Annotated in this window: 17 protein-coding genes and 1 pseudogene; 10 read left to right on the top strand and 8 right to left on the bottom strand. The window is 65.7% G+C overall.

What is annotated here, in order from left to right; genetic code table 11:
* Positions 1-35: 35 nt before the first annotated feature.
* The gene (locus tag MF610_RS00150; RefSeq protein WP_242192108.1) at positions 36-2,933 is read right to left on the bottom strand and encodes a TonB-dependent receptor plug domain-containing protein; all 2,898 of its coding nucleotides are present in this window, start codon (positions 2,931-2,933) and stop codon (positions 36-38) included.
* 169 nt (positions 2,934-3,102) lie between these two features.
* On the opposite strand from MF610_RS00150, the gene MF610_RS00145 reads away from it, so the two are divergent.
* The 3 genes from MF610_RS00145 to MF610_RS00135 are packed head-to-tail and all read left to right on the top strand — an operon-like array spanning position 3,103 to position 6,091.
* Positions 3,103-4,371 carry an extracellular solute-binding protein gene (locus MF610_RS00145; protein ID WP_242192107.1) on the top strand — a complete coding sequence of 423 codons (1,269 nt, stop codon included), beginning with the start codon at positions 3,103-3,105 and terminating at the stop codon, positions 4,369-4,371.
* Positions 4,368-5,249, top strand: coding sequence for a carbohydrate ABC transporter permease (locus tag MF610_RS00140; protein WP_242192106.1), 882 nt, complete (start codon positions 4,368-4,370; stop codon positions 5,247-5,249). Before MF610_RS00145 ends, MF610_RS00140 begins: the two co-directional genes overlap by 4 nt.
* Positions 5,246-6,091, top strand: coding sequence for a carbohydrate ABC transporter permease (locus MF610_RS00135; protein ID WP_242192105.1), 846 nt, complete (start codon positions 5,246-5,248; stop codon positions 6,089-6,091). Before MF610_RS00140 ends, MF610_RS00135 begins: the two co-directional genes overlap by 4 nt.
* On the opposite strand, the gene MF610_RS19000 is transcribed toward MF610_RS00135, so the two are convergent.
* The 4 genes from MF610_RS19000 to MF610_RS00110 form a co-directional block, all read right to left on the bottom strand.
* The gene (locus MF610_RS19000; RefSeq protein ID WP_277923819.1) at positions 6,052-7,161 is read right to left on the bottom strand and encodes an ABC transporter ATP-binding protein; all 1,110 of its coding nucleotides are present in this window, start codon (positions 7,159-7,161) and stop codon (positions 6,052-6,054) included. The genes MF610_RS00135 and MF610_RS19000 overlap by 40 nt on opposite strands.
* A 35-nt stretch (positions 7,162-7,196) precedes the next feature.
* Positions 7,197-9,524 (bottom strand): ATP-binding protein, encoded by a 2,328-nt coding sequence (locus tag MF610_RS00120; protein ID WP_242192104.1) that lies wholly within the window; start codon positions 9,522-9,524, stop codon positions 7,197-7,199.
* A complete protein-coding gene (locus tag MF610_RS00115) occupies positions 9,521-10,999 on the bottom strand; it encodes an ATPase domain-containing protein (protein WP_242192103.1) in 1,479 nt (492 codons plus the stop codon). The genes MF610_RS00120 and MF610_RS00115 overlap by 4 nt, the downstream gene beginning before the upstream one ends.
* A gap of 302 nt (positions 11,000-11,301) precedes the next feature.
* Positions 11,302-11,589 carry a hypothetical protein gene (locus MF610_RS00110; RefSeq protein WP_242193623.1) on the bottom strand — a complete coding sequence of 96 codons (288 nt, stop codon included), beginning with the start codon at positions 11,587-11,589 and terminating at the stop codon, positions 11,302-11,304.
* A gap of 1 nt (position 11,590) precedes the next feature.
* On the opposite strand from MF610_RS00110, the pseudogene MF610_RS19130 reads away from it, so the two are divergent.
* The 7 genes and pseudogenes from MF610_RS19130 to MF610_RS00075 form a co-directional block, all read left to right on the top strand.
* Positions 11,591-11,665 (top strand): annotated as a pseudogene (locus tag MF610_RS19130) (hypothetical protein); the annotation flags it as partial.
* Between the two features lie 80 nt (positions 11,666-11,745).
* Positions 11,746-11,955 carry a hypothetical protein gene (locus MF610_RS00100; protein ID WP_242193621.1) on the top strand — a complete coding sequence of 70 codons (210 nt, stop codon included), beginning with the start codon at positions 11,746-11,748 and terminating at the stop codon, positions 11,953-11,955.
* Positions 11,949-13,349 carry a hypothetical protein gene (locus MF610_RS00095; protein WP_242192102.1) on the top strand — a complete coding sequence of 467 codons (1,401 nt, stop codon included), beginning with the start codon at positions 11,949-11,951 and terminating at the stop codon, positions 13,347-13,349. Before MF610_RS00100 ends, MF610_RS00095 begins: the two co-directional genes overlap by 7 nt.
* Before the next feature lie 182 nt (positions 13,350-13,531).
* The gene (locus tag MF610_RS00090; protein WP_242192101.1) at positions 13,532-14,929 is read left to right on the top strand and encodes a glycoside hydrolase family 28 protein; all 1,398 of its coding nucleotides are present in this window, start codon (positions 13,532-13,534) and stop codon (positions 14,927-14,929) included.
* Between the two features lie 142 nt (positions 14,930-15,071).
* Positions 15,072-16,421 carry an MFS transporter gene (locus MF610_RS00085; RefSeq protein WP_242192100.1) on the top strand — a complete coding sequence of 450 codons (1,350 nt, stop codon included), beginning with the start codon at positions 15,072-15,074 and terminating at the stop codon, positions 16,419-16,421.
* Positions 16,418-18,523: an alpha-galactosidase gene (locus MF610_RS00080; protein WP_242192099.1), complete on the top strand. Its 2,106-nt coding sequence runs from the start codon at positions 16,418-16,420 to the stop codon at positions 18,521-18,523. Before MF610_RS00085 ends, MF610_RS00080 begins: the two co-directional genes overlap by 4 nt.
* A gap of 28 nt (positions 18,524-18,551) precedes the next feature.
* Positions 18,552-19,697 carry a glycoside hydrolase family 68 protein gene (locus MF610_RS00075; RefSeq protein WP_242192098.1) on the top strand — a complete coding sequence of 382 codons (1,146 nt, stop codon included), beginning with the start codon at positions 18,552-18,554 and terminating at the stop codon, positions 19,695-19,697.
* 259 nt (positions 19,698-19,956) lie between these two features.
* Here MF610_RS00075 and MF610_RS00070 read toward each other — a convergent pair whose 3' ends face one another.
* The 3 genes from MF610_RS00070 to MF610_RS00060 form a co-directional block, all read right to left on the bottom strand.
* Positions 19,957-22,482: a TonB-dependent receptor domain-containing protein gene (locus MF610_RS00070; RefSeq protein WP_242192097.1), complete on the bottom strand. Its 2,526-nt coding sequence runs from the start codon at positions 22,480-22,482 to the stop codon at positions 19,957-19,959.
* A gap of 107 nt (positions 22,483-22,589) precedes the next feature.
* On the bottom strand, positions 22,590-24,113 hold the full coding sequence (locus MF610_RS00065) for a tryptophan halogenase family protein (RefSeq protein ID WP_380870573.1): 1,524 nt from the start codon (positions 24,111-24,113) through the stop codon (positions 22,590-22,592).
* A 269-nt stretch (positions 24,114-24,382) separates the two neighbouring features.
* Positions 24,383-25,393 carry a histone deacetylase family protein gene (locus tag MF610_RS00060; protein WP_242193504.1) on the bottom strand — a complete coding sequence of 337 codons (1,011 nt, stop codon included), beginning with the start codon at positions 25,391-25,393 and terminating at the stop codon, positions 24,383-24,385.
* Positions 25,394-25,516: the final 123 nt, after the last annotated feature.

The following is a 25,516-nucleotide window of genomic DNA, read 5'->3' as shown; positions in this document are numbered from 1 at the left end:
CGCCCTTTGCGGCCTGACGGCCCGCGGAGCAAGCGTCAGCGCGTACCCAGACCCATGCGCGCACCGGCGTAGAAATAGCGGCCGATCGGCGAGATCGGCACGTTGGTTTCGAACCCGATATCGGGACGCTGGTCGATCAGGTTGTTGACGCCGCCGTAAAAGGCGAAGCGATCGTTTACCCGCACCTGTGCCTGCACGTCGTGGCTCCACAATTCCTTGTAGCGGAAATAGCGCGGGTCGACGAAGTTGGGCGTACTGTCGGTGTCGAAGCGCGTGAAGCGCCGGACGCCGTTCTGCCAGCGCAGATTATAGCTGAGCGTCAGCGCCTCAATTTCCCAGCTGGGCGAGAAGGCGAGGGTGTAGCGTGGACGGAACGGCTGATCGACATTGTTCTCGATCGCCGCGCCCGGCGTCGCGATCTGTTCCAACCGGTCGAGATAGCCGCCGACCAGTCGCAGGTCGAAGCTGCCGACGTCGGTGGTGGTGAAGCGATAGGCGATGTTGAGTTCGGCACCGGCGGTGCGGAACGATGCGACATTCTGTGGCTGGACGGTGAAGCCGTTGATGAAGCCGGTGCCGGTCGCGCGGGTGATCGCGCCGCAATAGGCGTTGTCGAGGGTCGGCTGGTCGACGCACAGTTCGGCGATGGTGTTGGCGCCGGGCGTGTTGATCGCATCGGTCAGGTCGATGTCGTACCAGTCGACCGCGATCGACAGGCCGGGGACGAAGTCGGGGCGCAGCACGATGCCCGCGGTCCACGTCTTGGCGACTTCGGGGCGCAGGTTGCGATTGCCCTCCTGCGTGCCGGGGATGAAGATCGTCGCATCGGGGTTGTTGGCGGCGGTGAAGGTTGCGGGATTGCCGCCGGCTGCAGTGATCAGCGTCTGGCAATTTGTTGCGCGGAACGAGGTGCCGAGCGTACGGTTGGCGAGGTAGCACGGGTCGGAGAAGAAGTTGCTGGTGCCGGTCTGCGGGCGGAAGATTTCGCCGATGTTCGGGGCACGGACCGAGCGGCCATAGGAGCCGCGGACGGTGATCGCGGCGATCGGCGCATAGATCCCGTTGACCTGCCAAGCCCGGGTCGTGCCGATCGTCGAATAGTCCGACAGACGCCCCGCCGCGCCGACCGACAGCAGGTGCGCGAAGGGGACGTCCTTCAGCAGCGGCGCGTTCAGTTCACCGAACGCTTCCCACACGTCGAAGCTGCCGCGCGAGGGCGTGGGAATGACATATTCGTCGAATTGATAAAAGGCGTTGTCGAGCAGCTGCTGGGCCGGGCGAAAGCGGCTCGATTCCTTGCGATATTCGCCGCCCGCCGCAAAGGCGACCGGGCCGCCGGGCAGTTCGAAGAACTGGCCGAAATCACCGGTCAGCGCGGCGTTGACGACATGCTGTTCGATCCGCGCGGTGCTGACCGGATCGAACAGGTAATAGTCGAACGAACGCCCGTCGACGGTGTTGCCGCCGAAGGTGTTGACCGGAACGCACCCGGCGGCGCGGGCGGTGGCGGAGCGGCATACGATCTGGCCACTGCCGTCGCGCACCGCATCGAGTGCTTCGAGGAAGCGATCGTTCAGCCGGTCGTTGCGCTTGGTCGCGCGCACGTCTGTGCGGCCATAGGTGTAGGACACATCGTAATTCGCGTGGTCGGAAATGCGCCCGCTGACGTCGATCACGCCGCGCCAGGTGCGGCGGCGATCGGTCTCACCCCGGCGGGGAATGTCGAAATTGTTGCGGCTGATATCGACCGAGGTCAGGTCCGCGGCGCGGGCGGCGGTCAGGATCGACACCGGGATGAACGGATTATCGAGCGCGATGGTCGCGGGATAGTTGCCGCCAAAACCACTGAAGCTGGTCACCTCGCTCTGCACAAACTTCGCCTCGGCAGACAGCCTGAACGCGTCGGAGACATCGAAGCGGGCGAGGGCGTTGACCGCATGGCGTTCGGTGCGCGGCAGGATATCGCCGATATAGCCCGCGACCGGCGTATCGTCGCCGCCGATCGAATAGCCGTCGTTCAAGAGGATGCGGCCGGAGGTATAGCGGGCGCCGTCGCCGCGGAACACCTGGTCGCCGATCACGACATAGCCCTGGTTCGAACCATAGGGATAGCGCAGGTCGCGCGCCGGGGCGACCTTGTAGCTGCCGGGACGGGTGGGATCGAAATCGTCGGTGTTGACGAAGTACTGTCGCTGAGCGAGCGCCAGATAGTCGCGGTCGTCGTTCGCCAGCGGATCGTCGGCGTTGTATTCGTAGGCGAGGGTCAGGTTGCCGCGTCCGTCCGCGAAATTGCGCCCGGCGATGATCGAGGCGAAGCGGTTGCCGGCATCGCCGCGCTCCGAAATCCCCGCCTGCACGCGCGCCGCCACCCCGTCGAAATCACGACGCAGCACGAAATTGACCACGCCCGATACGCCGTCGGCACCGTAGATTGCCGAGGCCGCGCCGGTCAGCACGTCGACGCGTTCGATCAGGTCGGTCGGGATGGCGTTGATATCGACCGCGGCGGTGTCCGACTGGCCGGCGACATGCCGCCGTCCGTTGACCAGCACCAGCGTGCGATTGGGGCCGAGCCCGCGCAGGTCGAGCAGGTTCAGCCCGACCTGCCCCAGCGCACCGTCGCCCTGGCTGCGCCCGGCAGTGCGGGTGCTGTCGAGCGAGTTGGTCAGCGCCGGCACGCGTTGCAGGAAGGTGGTGACGTTGGTCGTCCCCGACTGGCGCAGGTCCTCGGCACCGAACGACACGACCGGGTTGGGCGCCGCATAGTCGGGACGGGTAATCCGCGAACCGGTGACGACGATGTTGCCGTCGTCGGCTTGCGCGGAGGGCTGTTCGGTGGCCGGTTCGGGTGCGGGGGTGGTTTGCGCCTGCGCAGAGGCGGCGGCAAGGAACGCCACCCCGGACAGGAGGCGGCGGCGCGTGATGATCGTCATGACAAGGTCCCCCGGGAGCCGCGCGATCCCCGTCGAACGATCTCCAATCCGCCACAACGCATGGGCGCGGGTTCGGTAACCGTACGCCGCGGACCGTCTTTTGCCGATGTTTCCGCGACTTGGGACCCGATCGCGGCTGGCGTAGCCGCCGCCGATCCGGCACGGTCGCATGGTGCAGGGACGGAAGGATCATCGCGGGCCGACGCGCCGGGCGGTACTGGGGATGGTCCCGGCGATGGCGCTGGGGGCGTGCGGGCGTTCGGACGGTCCTTCGCCACTCAGGGTATGGGCGATGAGCTACGAGGGTGATTATTCGCCGCACTTGATGCCCGATTTCACCGCGGCGACGGGCATTCCGGTCGATGTCCAGTCGCTGCCGACCACTGCCTCCCATGAAAAGCTGCTGACGGCGCATGCGGGTAGCGCGCTTCCCGACGTGCTGATGCTGTTCAACGGGTGGATCCGCGAGTTCGCGATGATCGGGGCGGTCGCGCCGGTGCCGACGCCAGCGCTGACCGCCGGCATCTTTCCCGGCATCCGGGACGCGCTGCGGATCGGCGGGGTCGAATATGCGGTGCCGTGGTCGGTCGCGCCACAGGTGCAATATTACCGCCGGGATATCGTACGCGACGCGGGCTACGACACGCCACCGCTCGATTGGGAGGGGTGGTTGCAGATGGCGCGGGCGATCAAGCGGCGGCGGCCGGACGATTACGTGTTCCTGATGCTGCTCAACTGGCCGACCGCGCTGTTGACGATGATGACGCAGGCCGGGGCGACGATGCTGCGGGACCGGGCGACGCGGGGCAACTTCCGGTCGGAACCGGTCCGCCATGCCTTTGCCTTCTATGCGCAGCTGTTCGCCGAGGGGCTGGCGCCGCGTGCGTTGTCGACCGAGGTGCAGGACCCGGTGGCGGCGTTTGCGCAGGGGTATTTCGCGATCTGGCCGAGCAGCCCGACGACGCTGCTCGACCTGCGCCGGCGCGAAGCCGAAATCCCGGCGACACGCTGGGGCACCGCGCGGCTGGCCGGGCCGACCGGGCCGGGACCGGTATCGGGCGACAGCGCCAGCCTGTGCGTCGCGAGCAGCTGCGACCGGCCGCAGGCGGCATGGGCGCTGGTGCGGCACATGACATCGCGCGCCAGCGAGCTGAAGTTCCAGCGGATGATCGGCAATCTGCCCGCACGGCTCGACGCATGGGATTCGCCGCAGCTGGCGCAGCCAGTACTGGCGGCGTTCCGCGAACAGATGGCGCAGCCCGCGCCGATCCCCCCGGCGGTCGAATGGGAACGCATCCAGAGCGAGGTCCAACTGGCCGCCGAACGGGTAGTGCGCGGCATCCAGACGATCGACGCGGCGCTGGCGGCGCTGGACGACCGTGTCGACCGGTTGCTGGCGCAGCGCCGCGCGCTGGTCGATGCGGGGAAACTCGCATGACGCGCGAGACGCGGGCCGCATGGGGATTTACCGCACCGGTGCTGACGATCATCGTCGCGGTGTTCGTGCTGCCGACATTGCTCGCCATGGCGATGGCATTCACCGACTATTCGATCTACGCGCTGGCCGATCCACGCAACCTGCACTTCACCGGCGTAAACAATTTCACGACGCTGTTTGCGACGCCGCTATTCTGGCGGGCGATCGGCAACACGCTGCTGTTCGCGCTGTTGGGAGTGCCGATGGCGATCGGCGCGTCGCTGTTCGCGGCGTTGCTGCTTAACGATGCGACGGTGCGGTGGAAGCCGTTGTGGCGGGTGGTGCTGTTCGCGCCGTTCGTGACCAGCGTCGTCGCGACCGCCGTCGTGTGGCGGTTTCTGTTCAACACGCGGTTCGGCCTGATCAACCAGGCGCTGGGCGCGGTCGGGCTGCCCGGTATCGATTGGCTGGGCGATCCCAACACCTCGATCCCGGCGATCCTGATCTTCGTCACATGGAAGATTTTCGGCTACAACATGGTCGTGTTCACGGCGGCGCTGGCGGCGGTGCCGCAGGACTTGATGGAGGCGGCGCGGCTGGACGGGGCGGGGCGGTGGACGCGGTTCCGCCATGTGACGCTGCCTGCGATCGGCCCGACGCTGGTGCTGGCCGGGGTGATGAGCGTCGCCGGCTTCCTGCAGATTTTCGCCGAACCCTATGTCATGACGCTGGGCGGCCCGGCGCAGAGCACGACGACGATCCTGTATTTCATGTTCGACGAAGGCTTCAAATGGTGGAATCTGGGGCAGGCGAGCGCGGTGGCGCTGGTGCTGTTCCTGATGATCCTCGCCGTCACGCTGCTCCAGACACGCATCGCCCGGCGGAACGAGTGGCTGTGAAGCACCGCCGCGCGATTATCACCAACACACTTGTCGTGGCGCTCGGGCTGCTGACGATCGCGCCGCTCGCCTACATGGTCATCGTGTCGTTCATGCCGCGCGGAGAGTCGGGGACGCTGCCGATCCCGCTCTGGCCGTCGCGCTGGAGCCTCGAAAATTATCACGAGCTGCTGGTGCGGCGGCAGATCGACGGGGCGTGGTTCGATTACCGCATCCTGCCCGCGCTCAAGAACAGCATCGGCGTCGCCGCGCTCTCCACGCTGTTCGGCCTGCTGCTGACCGTGCCGGCGGGCTATGCGCTGGCCAAGCTGCGCTTTCGCGGGCGCGAGCGGGTGGTGCAGCTGCTGATCGCCGCGCTGGTGGTGCCGGGGCAGGTCGCGATGCTGCCGCTGTTCCTGATTTTTCGGCAACTGGGGCTGGTCAACAGCTATGCCGGGGTGATCCTGCCGGGGCTGGCGGGCATTTTCGGCGTGCTGTTCGTGCGACAGGCGATGCTGGCGATCCCCGACGAACTGATCGATGCGGCGCGGATGGATGGCGCGGGGGAAGGACGGATTTTCGTATCGATCGTGCTGCCGCTGCTGACCCCGATCGTCATCACGCTGGCGCTGTTCCTGTTCCTCGGCAGCTGGAACGACTTCCTGTGGCCGCTGATCGTGCTGGCCGACCAGCATCGCTATACGCTGCCGGTCGCGGTTGCGGCGATCGCCCGCGAACATGCCGCCGATGGCGAGCTGATGATGGCGGCGTCGGTGGTGACGACGATGCCGGTGCTGCTGCTGTTCCTCGCGCTCCAGCGCTTCTACCTGACCGGGCTGCTGGGCGGCGGGGTCAAGGGATAGGCGCGGCCGTCGGGCGCGAACAGATGCGTGTCGGCGGGGGGCACAGCAAAGGGCAGCACCTCGCCCAGCGTCACCCCGCGGTCGCCGGGCAGCTGTGCGACGATCGTCCCGGCCGCGCCCTGTCGCCCGAGATGCGCGAACGACAGCGGGCCCAGCCGTTCGAACAGCTCGATCGCGCCGGCGAACGGCCCGGTCGGGTCGGGGACCAGATGTTCGGGTCGCACGCCCAGGGTGACCGCCGTACCGATCAAGGCGTCGGGTACCTGCGCGGCCGTCTGGACGACAGCGCCTTCGTTCGTCCGCACCGTTGCGCCATCCGCGCCGCCGCCGACGATGGTTGCGGGCAGCAGGTTCATGCCGGGCGAGCCGATCGCGGCGGCTACGGCGAGGCTGGCCGGACGGCGATAGACGTCGAGCGGCGCGCCGACCTGTTCGATCCGTCCGCCGTGCATCACGACGATCCGGTTGGCCAGCGTCATCGCCTCCAGCTGGTCGTGGGTGACGTAGATCATCGTCATGCCCAGCTGCTGGTGCAGGCGCGCGAATTCGTGCCGCATCCGCGCGCGCAGGCCGGTGTCGAGGTTGGAGAGCGGTTCGTCGAGCAGCAGCACCTGTGGCCGGCGGACGATGGCGCGGGCGATCGACACCCGCTGCCGCTGTCCGCCCGACAGCGCCCGGGGCTTGCGCGCCAGCAGATCGGTCAGGTCGAGCATCGCCGCGGCCTCGGCCACCCGTTCGGCGATCTCTGTCTTCGGTAATCGCGCGACCTTCAACGGAAAGGCGATGTTGTCGGCGACGCTCAGGTGCGGATAGAGCGCATAGGACTGGAACACCATCGCCACGCCGCGGTTGGCGGGCGGCGCTTGCGTCACGTCGCGGCCGCCGATCGCGACGGTGCCGTCGCTCGGCACTTCCAGACCGGCGATCATCCGCAGCAACGTCGATTTGCCGCAGCCGGACGGACCGACCAGCACGACGAATTCGCCGTCGGCGATGGTAAGCGTCGCTGGTCGCACCACCGTCGCATCGCCGAACCGTTTGGTCAGTCCCGTCAGTTCGACCGTTGCCATCCCCGTCCCTCCCGTCCGTCGCTGTTCGCCGTCGATTACCCGGACAGGCTCATGGCAAGATCGGCACTGCGAAATGGCTTGGTCAGCCGCAGCATGTCGGGGTCGATACCCGCCGCCTCGGCATAGCCGGACACGATCAGCGTGCGGAGCGTCGGCCGCTCCGCACGCAGGATATTGACCAACTCGGCGCCGGTCATCCCCGGCATCAGGTGGTCGGTCACCACGATGTCGGGGGTGAATCCGTCGCGGACCATCGCCAGCGCCTCTTCCGCCGATCGTGCCTCTACCACCTCATAGCCTAGGTCGCCCAGCATGTGCGCGGTGCTCATCCGCACCAGATCCTCGTCGTCGACCAGCAAGGCGATGCCGGTGCCGGCATGCGCCACGTCCCGCCCGGTCGATTGAAAGTCCGTGTCGGGCGCGGTCGTGCTGATGGGCAACCACAGGTCGATGGTGGTGCCTTCGCCGGGCATACTCGCGATCGTCAGCGCCCCGCCGAGCTGCGCGGCCAGACCATGGACCATCGACAGGCCGAGCCCGGTTCCCTTGCCGATGCCCTTGGTCGAAAAAAACGGTTCTATCGCGCGCCGGCGGGTTTCCTCGTCCATCCCCTTGCCGGTGTCGGTCACGCTCAGCCGAACATTATGGCCGCGGGGCAGGGTGGCGGTCGGCTTGCGGACGGTGGCGGGCGCGGCGGCGATGGTCAGCTCGCCATTGCCGTCCATCGCGTCGCGTGCGTTCACCGCCAGATTGAGCAGCGCCATTTCCAACTGGTTCGGATCGGCCAGCGCCGGCGGCAGGTCGGAGGCGAGATCAACCTTCAGCTCGACCGCGGGGCCCAGCGTGGACCGGACCAGGTTCGTCATGCCGCCGACCAGGTCGGACAGGTCGACCGCGGTCGGCTGAAGCGGCTGACGGCGCGCGAAAGCGAGCAGGCGCTGGACGAGCGTCTTGGCCCGCTCCGCCGATTGCAGCGCGCCCTCGATCAGGCGCCGCTCTCGATCGGTGCCCAGCGCCTTGCGGTGCAGCATGTCGAGCGAGCCGATGATCGGGGTCAGCAGGTTGTTGAAGTCGTGCGCGACGCCGCCGGTCAGACTGCCCATCGCTTCCATCTTCTGGCTCTGCCGCAGCGCTTCCTGTGCGGCCTCCAGTTCGGCCTCGCGTGCCTTCATGTGGCTGAGATCGCGGCCGACCGCGATGAAGTTGACGCCGTCCGGCTCGGGCGCGACGGTCCATTCGATCGGCTTCCATCCGCCATCGCGCATGGCGTTGCGGTTCTCGAAGCGGGTGGGCTGGCCGGTCTCCGCCATGCCTGCGATCGCGGCCAGCGTCGATCCGGCATCGTCGGCGTGCATGAAACTGGCGTAGCCGCGCGACAGCAGTTCCGCTTCGCTCCACCCGAGCGCCCATTCCCACGAGGGACTGACCGCCGACATCATCCCCGAATAGTCGGCACGGGCGAGCATGTCCTGCGACAGGTTCCAGAGGCGATCGCGCTCGGCTGAACGAGCGGCGACCAAAGTCGCCAGCGTCTCGTTCATTTCCTGCAATCGCAATTCGGCATTGCGGCGCGCAGTGATGTCGCTGAACAGCACGGCGACCCGATTCTGTCCGCGCTCGCCGACGGCAAAGGCGTAGACGTCCCACCAGCGGCCGAGCGCAGCCGACCCCTGTTCGACGCGTCCCGCCACGCCGGTCGCCGCGACCTGGCCATAGAAATCGAACCAAAGCTGCTCATGGTCGGGCACGATTTCCCGCATACGGCGGCCGGCGGGATCGAACCCCGCCTGGACCTTCATTGCCGGATTGGATTCGAGGAAACGGTAATCGACCGCGCGGCCGTCACCGTCGTGGATCACCTCGATGATGCAGAAGCCGACTTCGATATTCTCGAACAACGTTCGATAGCGCGTCTCGCTATCCTGCAGCGCCAGGAGGCGCGCGCGCGCCTCGTACTGCCGCCGTCGCGCGCGGATGGCGGAGCGGACGAGGCTGACGAGGGTCGTCGGGTGGAACGGCCGTTCGAGGAAGGTGACGTTGCCCAGCACGTCGAGATGGCGGCTTGCCGCCGGATTACGCTCCAGCCCGCCGCCACGGCTCGTCAACAGGATGATCGGCAGGTCGGACCATTCCGGCTGCGTTTCGATCCAGCGGGAAAACGGGGCCAGATCGGCGGTGGCGATCGCTTCCTCGGTCAGCACGATCAGGCCGGCGCCGGCGTCGAGTTCGACGATCAGCGGTGCCAGCCCCGCGCACGCCGCCGTTTCCAGCCCCGCCTCGCGCAGCATGCCCGTCGCGATGGCGGCATCGCGTCCGAGCGGCGCGAGTACCAGCGCCCGTTCGGAAACCGTCGTGCGCTTCACGCGTCCTCGCCGTCCAGCAATCCGGCATCGCCGTGCAGCATCGGCACGCCGCGCAGCACGCCCTGGAATTTCGTCAGCGGATCGCCCAGCGTGACCCCGTTGCCGGCGATACGATATTCGCGGATCGTGTTCTCGTGCGGCCCGGTCCGCTTCTTGACCACGGAGATCGCGCGCCGCACCCGGCCGATCGCTTCGAAATAGCGCAGCAGGATTACGGTGTCGGCCAGATAGGTCACATCGACCGGCGTCTTCATGTCGCCGACCAGCCCATGCTGGGCGACGGTCAGGAACGTCGTCGCCCCCTGCCGATTCAGATATTGCAGGATTTCGTGCAGGTGCAGGATCAGCGCTTGCTCGCCCGGCATCGCCGCCTGATAGCCGTTGAGGCTGTCGATCACGACGGTCTGTGCCCCCCAGACCTCGACGGAGGTCCGGACACGAGCGGAAAATTCGCCCGGCGACAGTTCGGCGGCATCGACCTGTTCGAGGTGGAGCGCGCCGGAATCGATCATTGCCTGTAGATCGACGCCGATGCCGCGCGCGCGCTTGATCAACAGACCTACCTCTTCGTCGAAGACGAACATCGCGGCGCGCTCGCCGCGCTCTATGGCAGTGCGGATGAAGGTCAGTGCGATCGAGCTTTTGCCCGTACCGGCCGGTCCCAGCACCAGCACGCTCGACCCGCGTTCGATGCCACCGCCCAGCAAGGCGTTCAGCTCTGGCAGGTCGGTCGTCATCAGGTCGCGATCGAAGCTGGTCTTGTGCTCGGCCGAGATGAGGCGGGGGAACACGCGGACGCCGCCGGTTTCGATCGTCGAGTCATGATATCCGCCGCGGAAACGCCGCCCGCGATATTTGACGACCCGCACCCGCCGCCGCTCCGCGCCATATTCCGGCGACAGTTCCTCGAGGCGGATCACGCCGTGCGCGACCGAATGCACCGTCTTGTCGTTCACGTCGGTGGTCAGGTCGTCGAGCATCAGCACGGTCGCATTGCTCTTGGCGAAATAATGTTTGAGCGCGAGAATCTGGCGCCGATAGCGCAGAGAGCTTTGCGCGAGCAGCCGGATTTCCGACAGGCTGTCGAGGACCACGCGGTCGGGCTGGACGCGTTCGAACACCTCGAAGATACGCTTCGTCGTCTCACCCAGTTCCAGGTCGGACGAATAGAGCAGGCTCTGCTGCTGATGTTCGTCGAGCAGGTTTTCGGGCGGGATCAGTTCGTAGATCTCGATACCCGCCAGTTCCCAGCCGTGCGACGCGGCGGACGCGCGCAGCTCGTCCTCGGTTTCCGACAGGGTCACATACAGACAGCGCTCCTTCGCGGCAGCACCCTCCAGCAGGAACTGCATCGCGATCGTCGTCTTGCCGGTGCCCGGGTTTCCTTCCAGCAGGAAGGTTCGTGCCCGTTCGAATCCACCCGCCAGGACGTTGTCGAGGCCGGAAATGCCAGTTTGCGCGTCACTGGAACTCATAAGGGACAACTCTCCGGAACCCGTCACCTGTCCGCTGTAGCAGGGGATCGGGCAATTGATACATAATGGCCGCGCGGGATCGAGCTATAGAAATTATCGTGGCTTAGGCTGCTGCTTTCGGCCGGTCGCTCCCTCTACGTTGATGCAGAGCATCGGCGACAGAATAATCCGCCGACAGGCCCGTACCGACCGGACGGTTCGAACGCCGATCCCGGTGGCTTTTCTGCTTCGGGTTCCCGCGCCTTAGACGGCTGACGCGCAGCCTCGGTTCAAAATTAGATGACAGGACCGTCGCTCCCATATTATAATGTGGGCTTCAATACCATATTGTGAAACAAATGTGGGTTGGCGGGGAGAGGGTATTTGACGGTATCTCGCACAGCTTTGTATTCCACATCGGTTGTCGCACTGGCACTGGTTCTGGCCATCGCGATGCCGGCAGCCGCGCAGGACGTTCCCACCGAGACGAGCGGCGACACCGCCACGCCTGCGCAGGTCGACGACGGCGAGATCGTCGTCACCGGATTCCGCGCCTCGCTGAACAGCGCGCTGGGACAGAAGCGGCGGGAAACCGCCGCCGTCGACAGCATCGTGGCCGAGGATATCGGGAAGTTCCCCGACGCGAACCTCGCGGAATCCATGCAGCGTGTCCCGGGTGTGGCGCTTGCGCGCGGGGACGGTGGCGAGGGGCGCAATATCTCGGTCCGGGGTCTCGGCGCCGGTTCACCCGGGTCCGCATCAACGGCATGGAAGGCACCGCACAGACCGGTTCCTCCGATATCTATGGCGCGGGCAACAATGGCCGCAGCTTCGACTTCAACGTCTTTCCGACGGAAATCTTTTCGTCGCTGTCGGTCCGCAAGACGCCATCGGCCGATGTCGAGGAAGGGTCGCTGGTGCCACGGTCGACCTGGCCGCGCCCAAGCTGCTCGACGCCCGCGAGGATTTCGTGCTGACCGCGACCGCACGTGGCATCTGGAACGAGCTGTCGAAGCAGGTTGACCCGCGCGCATCAATGCTGGTGTCGAAGAAGTTCGACGACGGCCGGCTCGGCGTGCTTGCCTCGATCGCGTATCAGAAGCGGCACCTGCGCGAGGTCGGTTACTCGGCGGTCGATATCCTGTCCGCCAACACCAATGGGCTGTTCTGTTCACCGGTCGGCGTCACGCCCTTCTATCCGGCGGTCGGTACCAAGGGCGCGACCGCGTCCGACTGTTCGACCGGCAACCCGCGCACCGGATCGGCCGCGGCGTACAACACGATCCTCGGCCTGCGCCGGGCCGACCTGCCCAATACGCCGGGCAGTGGCGCGTTCTTTCCGCGCCTGCCGCGCTACCTCGATTCCGAACAGGATCAGGAGCGGATCGGCGGCACCTTCACCGTGCAGCTCAAGCCCGACGAGAATATCGATATCTCGGTCGACCTGCTCTATTCGCGCTTCGACGTCGAGCGCCGCGACAACTATATCGCCGGCATCTCGTTCGGGCGGTCGATCGCCAATAACGGGCAGCCGATGGTGTCGGTGCGCGACGTGCAGTTCAGCGACAAGGGCTCGCTGCTCTACGGCCTGTTCGGCGGCGTCGACGTCCGGTCGGAAGGGCTGCTCGATCACTTCGTCTCGACCTTCAAGCAAGCGAATTTCGACCTGAAGCATCGTTTCAACGACGCGCTCGAACCGACCATGCTGGTCGGACGCAACCAGTCGGTGTGGGACGGGCGCAAGCGGTTGCAGACGTTCATGGACGTCATCGACAGCGACAATTTCTCGATCGATTTCCGGGGGAAGGGCAGCACGCCGACCCTCGGCTTCGGCTTCGACGTCGCCAACCCGGCGAACTTCAGCTACGCGCCCGGCCTGTCGGACGGCACCGTGCTCGGCGGGTTCAGCTTCCAGGCCAAGCCGTCCAAGAACACCACCGACAACATGACCGGCGAGGTCAATCTCGGCTGGACCGTCGCCGATGGCTTCACCGTCAAGGCCGGCGGACAATATCGCGAAAGCGATTTCGTGTCGTCGTTCCTGCGCCCCTACAATGCCGACACCGTCGTCCGCGCGCTGCCAGCCGGCACCACGCTTGCCCGCATCACCCGCCAGATCAAGGGCGTGGGCAACCTGTTCGGATCGGGCGCACCCAATGCATGGGCAGCGATCGATCCCGACAGATGGGCATCGACCTTCGACTTCGACCAGGTCCGCTATTGCGGCGTCGAATGCGGCGCTGGGCGCAGCCGGGTAAAGGAAGAGGTCAAGGACGCCTATCTGAGCCGGACAGCGATCTGCAGGGAAACAAGCCGACGCTCTACGTCGATGCCTCCGCCTCCTATGGCATTGCCGACAGCATCAAGCTGATCGTCGAGGCGACCAACCTGACCTACAAACGCAACGCCTCTACACCGACAGCGCGCGGCAGGACACGTTGTTCGAGACGCGGATCGGGCGGACGGTCACCGCCGGCGTCAACGTGCGTTTTTGACCTACTGGACAAAAGCCGGCAGCGTCACGCTGCGCAGCACTAATTGAAGGAGTGGAGGATGACGGGCATCGATCGCCGCAAACTCGTTCAGGCGGCATGCTTGATCCCGCTGATCGCGGACGCACCGTCCGGCCGATCGAAACCGCTGCCGTTGCGCCGGACACCGATCGCGGCACCCTTTGCAATGCCGCCGGTCACCGAACCCGACTTTTCGACCAGTCGCCGCTTCTCGATCGTCGACCACGGCGCGGTACAGGGGGATCAGGCGCGCACCACCGCCGCCATCGCCCGCGCGATTGCGACCGCCCATGCCGCAGGGGCGGGCGTGGTCGTCGTACCGCCAGGCGACTGGCCTACCGGCGCGATCCACCTTCGCAGCAACGTCGCGCTGCATGTCGAAAAGGGTGCGACGCTGCATTTCTCCGACGACCCCGACGACTACCTCCCGGCGGTGCAGACGTCGTGGGAGGGGATCGAATGCTTCAACTATTCACCGCTGATCTATGCGTTCGACTGCACGAACGTTGCGATCACCGGCCATGGCACGCTTCGCCCGCGGCTGGACCGATGGAGCGAATGGTATGCCCGGCCCAAGCCGCATATGGATGCGCTGGTCCAGCTATACGACATGGCGTATCGCGACGTGCCGGTCGCCGGGCGACAAATGGCGATGGGCGAGAACCATCTCCGCCCGCAATGCATCCAGTTCAACCGCTGCCGCAACGTGCTGGTGCAGGACGTGTCGATCGACGGTAGTCCGTTCTGGACGATCCACCCCTTGTTGTGTCGCGACGTGACCGTCCGCGGCGTGAAGATTCGCGCGCACGGCCATAACAATGACGGCGTCGATCCGGAGATGAGCCACAACGTGCTGATCGAGGATTGCGTGTTCGATCAGGGCGACGATGCGATCTCGGTCAAATCCGGGCGCGACATGGACGCATGGCGGCTCGCGATCCCCTGTCGCAACATCGTCGTTCGCAACTGCCAGATCCTGAACGGTCACCAGCTTATGGCGATCGGCAGCGAATTGTCGGCGGGGATCGAGAACGTCTTCGTCGACAATTGCCATTTCACTGGGTCAGGCAAGGGCGCGGACGGTTGGGCGGTGCCGATCGACAACCTGTTGTTCGTGAAGACCAACGAACGGCGCGGCGGGTACGTCCGCAACATCCATATGTCGAACGTCAGCGCGACGATGATTGCCGGCAGCGTCCTCGCCGTCGAAACCGATGTGCTGTATCAGTGGAAGACGCTGCTACCGACCTATGTGCGCAAGCTCACGCCCATCGAGGGCCTGGTCGTCAGCAACGTCCGCGTCGCACAGGCGGCCCATATCGCCTCGATCGAAGGGGAAGCCGAACTGCCGGTGCGGGACGTCCGTCTGCGGAACGTCGAAGTGGACAAGGTCACGGGCGAGCGGTTCATCGAACGGAATGTCGTCATCACCCGATAGGTCGATGCCGTTGCCGACGACCGGATTTACACCGGAAACTATTCCGGTCAGCGTTACCACAATCGATTGTTGTCAGGCGTGCCAAAGCTGATATAGCTGGCGTCAGGCTCGCGCAGACGGGCGTCAGCTATGAGGATGCCCGATGCGCCTGCCTGCTTCCAAGCCGCACCTTTCGCTGCCACGCATCCTCGAGATGAACCTGGGGTTCCTCGGCCTGCAATTCTCGTTCGGATTGCAGCAGGGGAACATGGCGCCGATCTACGGCTATCTGGGCGCGTCGGAGGCGACGATCCCGATGCTGCAACTGGCCGGACCGATGACCGGCCTGCTGGTGCAGCCGCTGATCGGCGCGCTTAGCGACCGGACCGACAGCCGCTGGGGGCGGCGCACCCCCTATTTCCTGCTGGGCGCGGTGCTGTGCGCGCTGGGGCTGTTCTTCATGCCGCTCAGTTCGTCGCTGCTGATGGCGGTGTCGCTGCTGTGGATTTTGGATGCCGGCAACAACATTACCATGGAGCCGTATCGCGCCTATGTCAGCGACCGGCTGAACGAGAACCAACACCAGATCGGGTTCCTGACGCAGAGCGCCTTTACCGGTGCGGCGCAGATGCTGGCGTTCCTGACCCCGTCGCTGCTGGTGTGGGCGGGAATGAACCAGGATTGGGTCGACACCCACAACATCCCCTATACCGCGCGGATCGCGTTCATGGTCGGGGCGGTGCTGAGCTTCTCCACGATCCTGTGGTCGATCTGGCGCGTGCCCGAATTGCCGCTGTCGGTGCAAGAGCGCGCCCGTATCGCCGCCGAGCCGAAGGGGCTGGGCGCGATGTTGAAGGAGATCGGATCGGCGATCCGCGACATGCCGCTGGCGATGCGGAAACTGGCACTGATGAGCCTGTTCCAATGGTATGCGATGGCGGCCTATTGGGCCTATGTCATCTATTCGATCGGGCGGTCGGTCTATGGCACCGCCGAGGCGACGTCGACGGGCTTCCACTCGGCGGTGCTGACCAATGGCGAGATGGCGGCCTTTTATAACGGAGTCGCGTTCCTTGCCGCCTTCGCGATGGTGCCGCTCGCCAAGCGACTGGGCGCGGCCAGCCTGCATGCGATCTGCCTCGTGCTGGCCGGGATCGGCATGGTGTGGCTGCCGCATGTCACCGAGAAGTGGATGCTGTTCCTGCCCGCGATCGGCATCGGCATCGGCTGGGCCAGCATCATGGGCAACCCGTACGTCATTCTGGCAGGATCGATCCCGCCCGAGCGGACCGGCGTCTATATGGGCATCTTCAACATGATGATCGTGATCCCGATGCTGATCTTCTCGGCCACGATGTGGCTGTTCTACGACAGCCTGCTGGGCGGCGATCCGCGCAACGTGCTGACGCTGTGCGGTGGGCTGATGTTCGCGGCGGCGGTCGCGGTATGGACGGTGCGCGAGCGCAACAGCGAAGGTCTGCCGGTCGGTGCGACGCAGGAGGCGGCGGCGTGACCATCGCGCTGCATGGCGAAGCGTCGAGCCTGATCCTCGAGGCGCAGGAAAGTGCCGCGCCGCTGTGGCGATGGTGGGGGCCGCGCGTCGATGCCGATACGCTGCCGGCGCTCGCCCATACGCGACCGCAGGCGTCCTTCTCGCTCGATCGCGATCAGCCGCTGACGCTGGTGCCGAGTTACGGCACCGGCTGGTTCGGGCCGGCGGCGCTCCGCGCGCATCGCGGCGGACAGGCGTTCGCGCAGTGGTTCGCCGATGTCGCCATCGAAGCAGAGCCGCATGTGATCACTGTCACGCTGACCGATCGGACCGCGCGCGTGACCGTCGTACAGCGGATCGCGATGGCGGGCGACGTGATGACCCTGTCGGCGAGCGTCACCAATGACGGCGACGATATGCTGGACGTCGAATGGCTGGCGGCGGGGACGCTGCCGCTGCCCGGCGACAGTGCAACGATCCGCAGCTTCACCGGGCGTCACAATGCCGAGTTCGTCGTCCATGACGAAGCGATGCCAGCGCATGGCTGGGTCCGCGAGAACCGGCGCGGGCTGACCGGCCATGCCGGGCCGCCGGGGCTGTTCGTAGCCGGACCGGATGCAGGCTGGCACCATGGCCGGGTCCATGCCGCGCAGTTGGCATGGTCGGGCAATCACCGGCTGTCGGTCGAGCGTGACGATGACGGTTTCTGGGTGTTGCAGATGGGCGAGGCGCTGGCCCCCGGCGAGATTCGGTTGGCGCCGGGCGAAACCTATGCGTCGCCCGAAATGCTGGCGACCTGTTCGACCGCCGGACTGAACGGCGCGGTGCAGGCGTTCCACGCCGCCGTCCGGGCGCGCGCACCATGGGGCGGGGCGATGCGCCCGCGCCCAGTGCATGTGAACAGCTGGGAAGGTTTCTATTTCGACCATGACGAAGCGGCGCTGATGGCGCTGGCCGATCGGTCTGCGGGGTTGGGCGTCGAGCGGTTCGTGCTGGACGATGGCTGGTTCGAGGGGCGGGCCGACGACACCGCCGCGCTAGGCGACTGGGTCGCCGATCCGGTAAAATATCCGCGCGGGTTGAAGCCGCTGGCTGACCATGTCGTCGCGCTCGGCATGGAGCTCGGGCTGTGGGTCGAACCCGAAATGGTCAATCCCGACAGCGATCTGGCGCGGGTGCATCCCGATTGGGCGTTGCAACTGGACGGCGTGCCGATGCTGACGTCGCGCAACCAGCTGGTGCTCGACCTAGGGCGGGCCGAGGTTCGCGACTATCTGTTCGACGCGATCGATACGCTGTTGCGCGATTTGCCGATCGCCTATCTGAAATGGGACCATAACCGCGATCTGGCGCCGGCAGGCGACGCGCGGGGGCGGGCGGGATATCATGCCCAAGTGCTCGGTGCCTATGCACTGATCGATCGGCTGCGCGTGGCGCATCCGGCGGTCGAGATCGAGGCGTGCGCCGGAGGTGGTGGGCGCAGCGATGCCGGAATCGCCACGCGGACGCACCGGATGTGGACCAGCGACTGTATCGATGCGGTCAGCCGCGTCGCGATGCAGCGCGGCTTTCTGCATTTCCTGCCGCCCGAGATGATGGGGTCGCATGTCGGCGCCAGTCCGGCACATTCGACCGGCCGCAGCCAAGGCATGGCGTTCCGCGCCGCCGTGGCGCTGCCCGGCCATTTCGGCGTCGAGCTGGACCCGGCGGTGATCGCGCCGGCCGATGCGGCGACGCTGGCGGCGGCGATCGAGCGGTACAAGGATTTGCGCGACCGGCTGCACCATGGCCGGGTGTGGATGGGCGAGGGCGGCGACGGGCTGGTGTGGCAGATGCACGGGGAGCCGGGCGACCTGCTGCTGAGCGTGACGCAAGTCCAACCGATGACGGTGCGCCATCCATTGCCGCTGCCCGTGCCGTTGCTGGCCGGGGCGGGGCGGGTGCGCGTACGCCTGATCGACTTGGCCACCACCCCCGGCCACACGCTTCCCGATGCGCCGATCTTTGCCGCGATGCGTGGCGACGGCGTCGTGCTGGACGGCGACTGGCTGGCCCATGCCGGCCTGCCGATCCCGGCGATGAAGGCGGAGAGCGTCGCGTTGTTCGCCATCACCGCCGTCTAAACCCTGTTTCCAGTCGAAAGCCGCCGTTATGACCATGTCCGCCCGCCGTTCCGCCCTTGACCAGTCGCTGCCGACGCATTGGAACATCGATGCCGCGCGGCTGGCCGCCGATCAGCCGGAACTGGCATTGCCGGTATTCTCGCTGGACGAATTGACGCCGGTGGTGCCGGGGCATGACGTGTGGGACATGTGGCAGATCGCCTATGCCGATGGCCGCACCGCCTTCGTCGACGATCGCAGCTGGTGGTTCTTCCTGATCACGCCGCAATTCGCCGATCCCGACGATCGGCACGATGCGGCGCGCATCCGGCTGACCAGCCATGGCGCGGATGGGTGGCGCGATCATGGCGATGCGTTCCCCGACGGCTTCACGCCGGGCAGCCGCGAATGGTCGGGGTCGGCGGTGCTGGCCGAGGATGGCGAGACGCTGACCCTGTATTTCACCGCATCAGGCCGGCAGGGGCAGGCGCGGACGTTCGAACAACGATTGTTCGAGAGTGTTGGGCGCTTTGCCGATGGCCGGGTCGGCGACTGGTCGGTGCCGGTCGAATCGATCGCCGCCGATGGTGCGATCTATCTGCGCGCCGATCAGCCGGAGGCGGTCGATGGCCGGATCAAGGGGTTTCGCGATCCCGGCTATTTCCGCGATCCCGCAGATGGCGTCGAATATCTGTTGTTCGTTGGGTCGGCCGGCTGGGGCGACGACGTGCATGACGGCGTGATCGGCGTCGCGAAGCGCGATACGCCCGATCAGCCATGGCGACTGGCTGCACCGCTGCTGGAGTCGATCGGGGTCAATAGCGAGCTGGAACGGCCGCATATCGTGTTGGTCGACGGCCGCTATTATCTGTTCTGGTCGACGCAGGCGAAGCGCTTCGTCGACGGCACCGGCGCGCCGACCGGGCTGTACGGCGCGGTTGCGGAGAGCATGGACGGACCATGGGTGCCGCTTAACGGATCGGGTCTGGTGGCGGGCAATCCGGCGGCGGAACCCTATCAGGCCTATTGCTGGTGGGTGACCGGGGAGCTGGACGTCATCAGCTTTGCGGACTCGGTCGGGCTGAACGGGGCTGAGCCGAGCGATGGGCCGATGCGGCGCAAGCATTTCGGAGGGACGGCGGCACCCTGGTTCCGGCTGGTCCTAGACGGGGACAAGGCGCGCTGGACCATGTGATCCGACTGGCTTTGTGATGACGTGGGGCGTCGCCGGTTCGGTCCGGCGGCGCCCTTTCTTTGTCTCGAGCATAGCCTTTTTGCCAAACGCGTCGCCCCAGCGCGGGCTAGGGCCTTCAGCGGCTCCTGCTGCGTGCTATCACGGGAAGATCCCAGCCTGCGCTTCGATGACGTTGGAGCTTGGAAGGAAAGATATCCTCCGCGCACAAAAAAAGGGCGGCAAGGCCGAGGCCGTGCCGCCCGTAAGGTTTGGGAGCGCGTTAGAAGCGGTAGCGGATCGACCCCGTTACCGTCCGGCCATAGAGCGCGGTGTTGTTGAACACGGCGCTGGTCGACGACAGGACCGGGTTCAGGTTGCCACCGCCACGAAAACCGAGCTTGTCGAACAGGTTGTTGACGTTCAGCCCCAGTTCGACGCGTTCGACCGGCCGCACGGTCACGAAACCGTTGACGAAGGTCGAGCCCTTGATCGTGTAGAGGTTGAAGTCGTCCGACGGGGTCGCCGTCTGTCCGTTCACGCTGACGCCGAAGGCGACCAGACCCGCGTCATAGGATGGCGAGATGACGTAGAGGAATTCGGGCAGACCGCCCGGACGGTTGCCGACCAGTGCCGGCGTCGCGCTGCTGACGATCTTCGAATTCGAATAGGTCGCGTCGGCGGCGAGGTGGAAGTTGCCGTAGTTGATCCGGCTCGAAAACTCGACGCCGAACGAGCGATAGCCGTTCGAGATGTTCGGGTCGTTGTTCGGCGCCGGATTGTTGATGCGAGTGAAGTCGTAGTTGTTTTCGGTCAGTGTCGAGCGGAAACCGGTGACTTCGACCGAATACCACCCTTCGCCGAGAATGCCGCCGCGCTGCTTCAGGCCGATTTCCTGCTGGTTGAGGAAGTTGACCGAGGTCGATTCACCCTGCGAGTTGAGCGAGCCGTCGGCATTGAAATTGCCCGACAGGACGCGGCGATCGGCGTTGAAGCGGCCACCGCGGCTGACGCGGCCGAACAGGCTGGTATTGCTGCTGAACGCATAGAGCGCACCGACCGACCAGCTGACATAGCTGTCGCTATAGTCGATATTCTCGCCCGTCCGGCTCAGCACCAGCGACGGGATCAGCGCCGAACCCAGCGCGTCGGTGACGCGGGTGGTCGGGCCGGCGACGCCGCCCTGTGCAGTGCCCTTGCCGCTGACATTGTCGTACCGCACCGACGCGTCGAGGTTCAGCCCGCCGGTTTCATACCCGAGCTGCAGGAACGGCGCGACATCGGTATAGCTCAGGTCGACGCGACGGGCGCAGCAGCTGCCCCAATTGTCGTTGAACCCGGCCTGGCCCGCAGCGGTCAGCTGCGTCCCCGTGGTCGAGAACAGGTCGAGCGGCGCCGCATTTTCACCATTCAGTTCGGCGAAGTTGCGGTTGACGTGCCAATCCTGTTCAATGTTCTGCTTCATTACGAAGACGCCGGTCGAGAAGGTCGCCTTTCCGCCACCGACCGAGAACTTGCCGTTCAATGCAAGGTTGTTGGCGAAGTTGTTCATGTTCTTCATCAACGTGTTGATGTTCGGGTTATTGTTCACATAGGCGCCGGTGTACAGCTGGCCGAGGTTCGGACCGGCGGCATAGCGCAGCGATCCGACGACCTGTCCGTTCACCGTCGACCCGATCACGCCGCCGGTGCCGGTACGCGGCGCGACGTTGATGAACTGGGTCGTGAAGTTGCCGCTGATCCACTGATAGCGCAGGACGTTGTCGATCGTCAGATTGTCGTCGATGTCATAGTGGAACTGCGCGCCCAGACCGGTAACGCGCGGGTGGATGCCCTGCACTTCGGCATTCTTGATGCCGCCGCCGTCATAGTCGAGATACTGGAAGCTGCGGTTGTAGATCGAATAGGACGACCCGTCGCGCCCGTCGAAATTCGGCAGCGGCGCGAAGCCGGTGACCTTGTTCCCTTCCAGCGTCGCGATCGACGGGGTGGTCGTGTTGGTCGGCGCCTGTTCGTCCAACCGCTTGAAATACAGACGGACGAAACCGCGATTGTCGGGCAGGTCCTTGGTGACGTTCGCCTTGATCTGATAGCCGCGCAGGATGTTGAAGCGCTCGTTGGTCAGGCCGCCGCCGTTGCGGGCATAGCCGCCGACATGGAAGCGCAGCGTGTCGTCGATCGGCGCGCCATAGTCGAAATCGACGCGGTGTTCGCGAAAGCCGATGCCGTTCGAATAGGCGATCTGGCCGCCCGCCTTGTCACCGGTCTTGCTCAGATAGTTGATGACCGCGCCCGGCGCCTGGCTGGAGAAGGTCGAGGCCGAACCGCCGCGCACCGCTTCGACGCGCTGGACATTCTGGTCGAAGCGCAGCCAGTAATCGTTATTGCCGAAGTTGATATCGCCGAACAGCACGGTCGGCAGGCCATCTTCCTGCAACGCGACATATTCCGAACCGCCGGTCGACACGGGGATACCGCGCACGCCGATATTGGCGTTGCCGCCCGGGCCGGCGGTGTCGGAGGGCTGCAGACCCGGAATGTTGCGCAGCACTTCGGCTTCCGAACGCGGCGTGAAATTCTGGATCGCTTCGTTGCTGATCTGGCTGACCGAGATCGAGCTGCGGAAGCGCGAGCGTTCGCCGCTGCTGGCGGTGACGACGATCTCGTCGGTTGCATCCGCCGCATCGGGAATCGTACCCGGTGCTTCGCTAGTGGTCTGCGCTGCGGGGGCGCCCGTTTGGGCGATCGCCGGTGCGGCAACCAACAATGCGATCGGCGACGTGCAGGCAAGCAAAACCGGCATCTTCATAGCAAACCCTCCTGAATCACCCCGCTCTCCGGGGTTTCTTGAGGCTCTTCATATCGACTCAGCAATCGTTTGCAACCGATAATGCAAAGGTTTGCAAACATCGTCCGTCAGGTGCTTCTCGAGGCGCCGATCTGTTGCAAAAAGGCGCCATGTTCGGGCATCGACCGCGCCATGGTATCGACGGCAGTTGCCAGCCGGTCGACGAAGCTGGCGCTGTTGGTGGTGTCGAGTAGCGGGTCGAACGAGACGGGGTTGTTCAACTGGCCGATATGCACCGCGGCCCAGCTGGCCGGACCGAACAGGTCCATGTCGCGCGCGACGAGGCGGCCGCCGTGTCGGAAATGCGCGATCTTCAGTGCCAGCGTGTCGGGAATGTCCATCGCCGCGCATTCCCGCCAGAGCGGCGCATCGTCCCGCATCGTCAGCTTGTAATGCAGGATCAGGAAGTCGCGGATGCGTTCGACTTCGGTGATCGCGACGCGGTTATATTCGTCGATCAGCATCGGGTCGAAATCGCGCGTCGGGAAATAGGCGAGCAGCTTGGCGATGCCCGTCTGGATCAGATGGATGCTGGTCGATTCGAGCGGTTCCATGAACCCGCTCGCCAGGCCGATGGCGACGACGTTGCGGTTCCAGAACTGCCGCCGCCGGCCGGTGGTGAAGCGCAGGAAACGTGGTTCCGCCAGCGGCTCGCCATCCAGATTTGCCAGCAGCGTCGCCGCGGCCTCGTCATCGGACAAATGCCGGCTGCAATACACATAGCCGTTGCCGGTACGATGTTGCAGCGGGATGCGCCATTGCCACCCAGCCGCCCGCGCGGTCGAACGGGTATAGGGCGTCATGCCCTCGCCCCCGGTCGCACACGGCACCGCCACCGCCCGGTCGCATGGCAACCAGTGCGTCCAGTCGTCATAGCCGGTCGCCAACGCCCCTTCGATCAGCAGTCCGCGAAATCCCGAACAGTCGACGAACAGGTCGGCGCTCAGGGTGCGGCCGTCGTTCAGCGTGACGCTGGCGACATGGCCACGCTCGCCGTCCAACGCGGCGTCGGCGACCTTCCCCTCGACGCGAACGACACCGCGTGCCTCGGCATAACGGCGCAGGAACGCGGCATAGAGCCTGGCATCGAAATGATAGGCATAATCGAATGTCGAGGCGACGCTGCGCGGATCGGCCATTGGTCGCGCAAACCGGCCATGCCGCGCCGCGCCCCACGCCATCGACAGCGCATCGAACGGGACGGGGGACCCCGCCGCCCTGGCCGCCAGCCAATGCTGATGCACGGCCACCAGATCGAATGGTTTGCCGAAGGTGCCGAACGGGTGGAAATAGCGATGGCTTCGCCGGGCCCAGTCGACGAACTCGATCCCCAGTTTGAAGCTGCCCTTGGTCTCGCGCAGGAACTGGGCCTCATCGATGCCGAGCGTGTCGTTGAACAGCTTGATCGGCGGGATCGTCGCCTCGCCGACCCCGACCGTGCCGATCTCGTCCGATTCGACCAGCGTGATCGCGCAGCGATCGCCCAGCGCATGCGACAGCGCCGCCGCCGTCATCCACCCCGCCGTGCCGCCGCCAACGATCAGGATCGAGCGAATTGCCAATTGCGCGCCGTTCAAACCACTCTCCAACATGTGCGCGTTCTGTGGCGCGTCAGGTCTATGGTACGGCTTGGCCCGCTCTATCGCAATCGATTGATACGGTGGCGCCGACTGAACCGTTCTCCGGCAGATGAACGACCGCAGCGCATGGGTCGACAGCATCACGGACGCGCAGTTGCGGAGATGCGCGTCGAGCGTGTGCGGGAAATGCGCATGGGGCCCTCTCAGGCCAATGCAGGCGAGTGCTGGCGATCCGATATTCGCGCAAAGGGTACGGGACCGCGGGTGGCCCGTTCACGGCGTCAGTCGGCAAACCCGGCTAGGAACGCGGCGACGTTGACGCCCAGAGCATCGACGGCATAGCCGCCCTCCATCACGATCGCACAAGGCAGGCCGGCATCGGCGATCCGTCGGCCCATCGTCGTGAAATCTTGCGTTTGCAGCGCGAACCCCGAAATCGGATCGTCGACATAGGTATCGGCGCCGAACGACACGACCAGCATCTTGGCGCCCCAGTCGGCGATCGCGGCCAGCGCGGTGTCGAGCGCCGGGCGATACGCCGTCCAGTCGGTGCCGCGCGGCAACGGCAGGTTCAGTGTCGTACCGTGCGCCATGCCTTCGCCCCGTTCGTCGGCATGGCCCCAATAGAATGGGTAATCGGTCCGCGGATCGGCGTGGATCGACGCAAAGAACACCTGATCATCGTCGAGGAAGATATCCTGCGTGCCGTTGCCGTGATGGTAATCGACATCCAACATCGCGACCGGCCCCATGCCCTGCGCAGCGGCATGGCGCGCGGCGATCGCGGCGTTGTTCAGGAAGCAGTATCCGCCTAGATAGTCGGGGCCGGCATGATGGCCCGGCGGGCGACACAGGGCGAAACTGGCACGCGCACCGTCGGCCAGTGCATCGACCGCGCTCAGCGCGCTTTGCGCCCCCCAATAGGCCGCGTCCCAGCTGCCCGCGCTAATCGGCGTCGACGCATCCATGCTGAACGCGCCGAGGCGCGCGTCGATGCGCGTCAGGTCCAGCGGCCGGCGATGCACCACCGGAAACGTATAACCGATCGCATCGCCTTCCCGTCCGGCCGCCACCCACGTCGCCCATGCTTCCTGCAGGAACGTCAGATATCGGGCGTCATGGACTGCCGCGATCGGGGCGATGCCGTGGTCGTGCGGCGGGATGAACGGCCCGACCGCCGCTACGACCTGTGCCGTGCGATCGGGCGTTTCGGCATGCGGGGTCCATCCGCCATTGTGGAATTCGCGGGTCGGGGCGTGGGCCGCCTGCCGGGAATCGAAAAACAGCTTCAGCACGCTTCTCTTCCGAATTGGTCCATCCATGCGGCCAGCGTGCGGTCGTGTTGGCGCAGTTTGAGCCGGACGTCGACCTGACGGACCGCCGCGCGCCACGCAATGATGCACAACAGTAGCGCG

This window comes from Sphingomonas hankookensis (assembly GCF_022664465.1).
In the GTDB taxonomy this organism is placed as follows: domain Bacteria; phylum Pseudomonadota; class Alphaproteobacteria; order Sphingomonadales; family Sphingomonadaceae; genus Sphingomonas; species Sphingomonas hankookensis.
The sequence above is the reverse complement of the archived record's forward strand: the minus strand, read 5'-3'. Positions and strand labels throughout refer to the sequence as shown.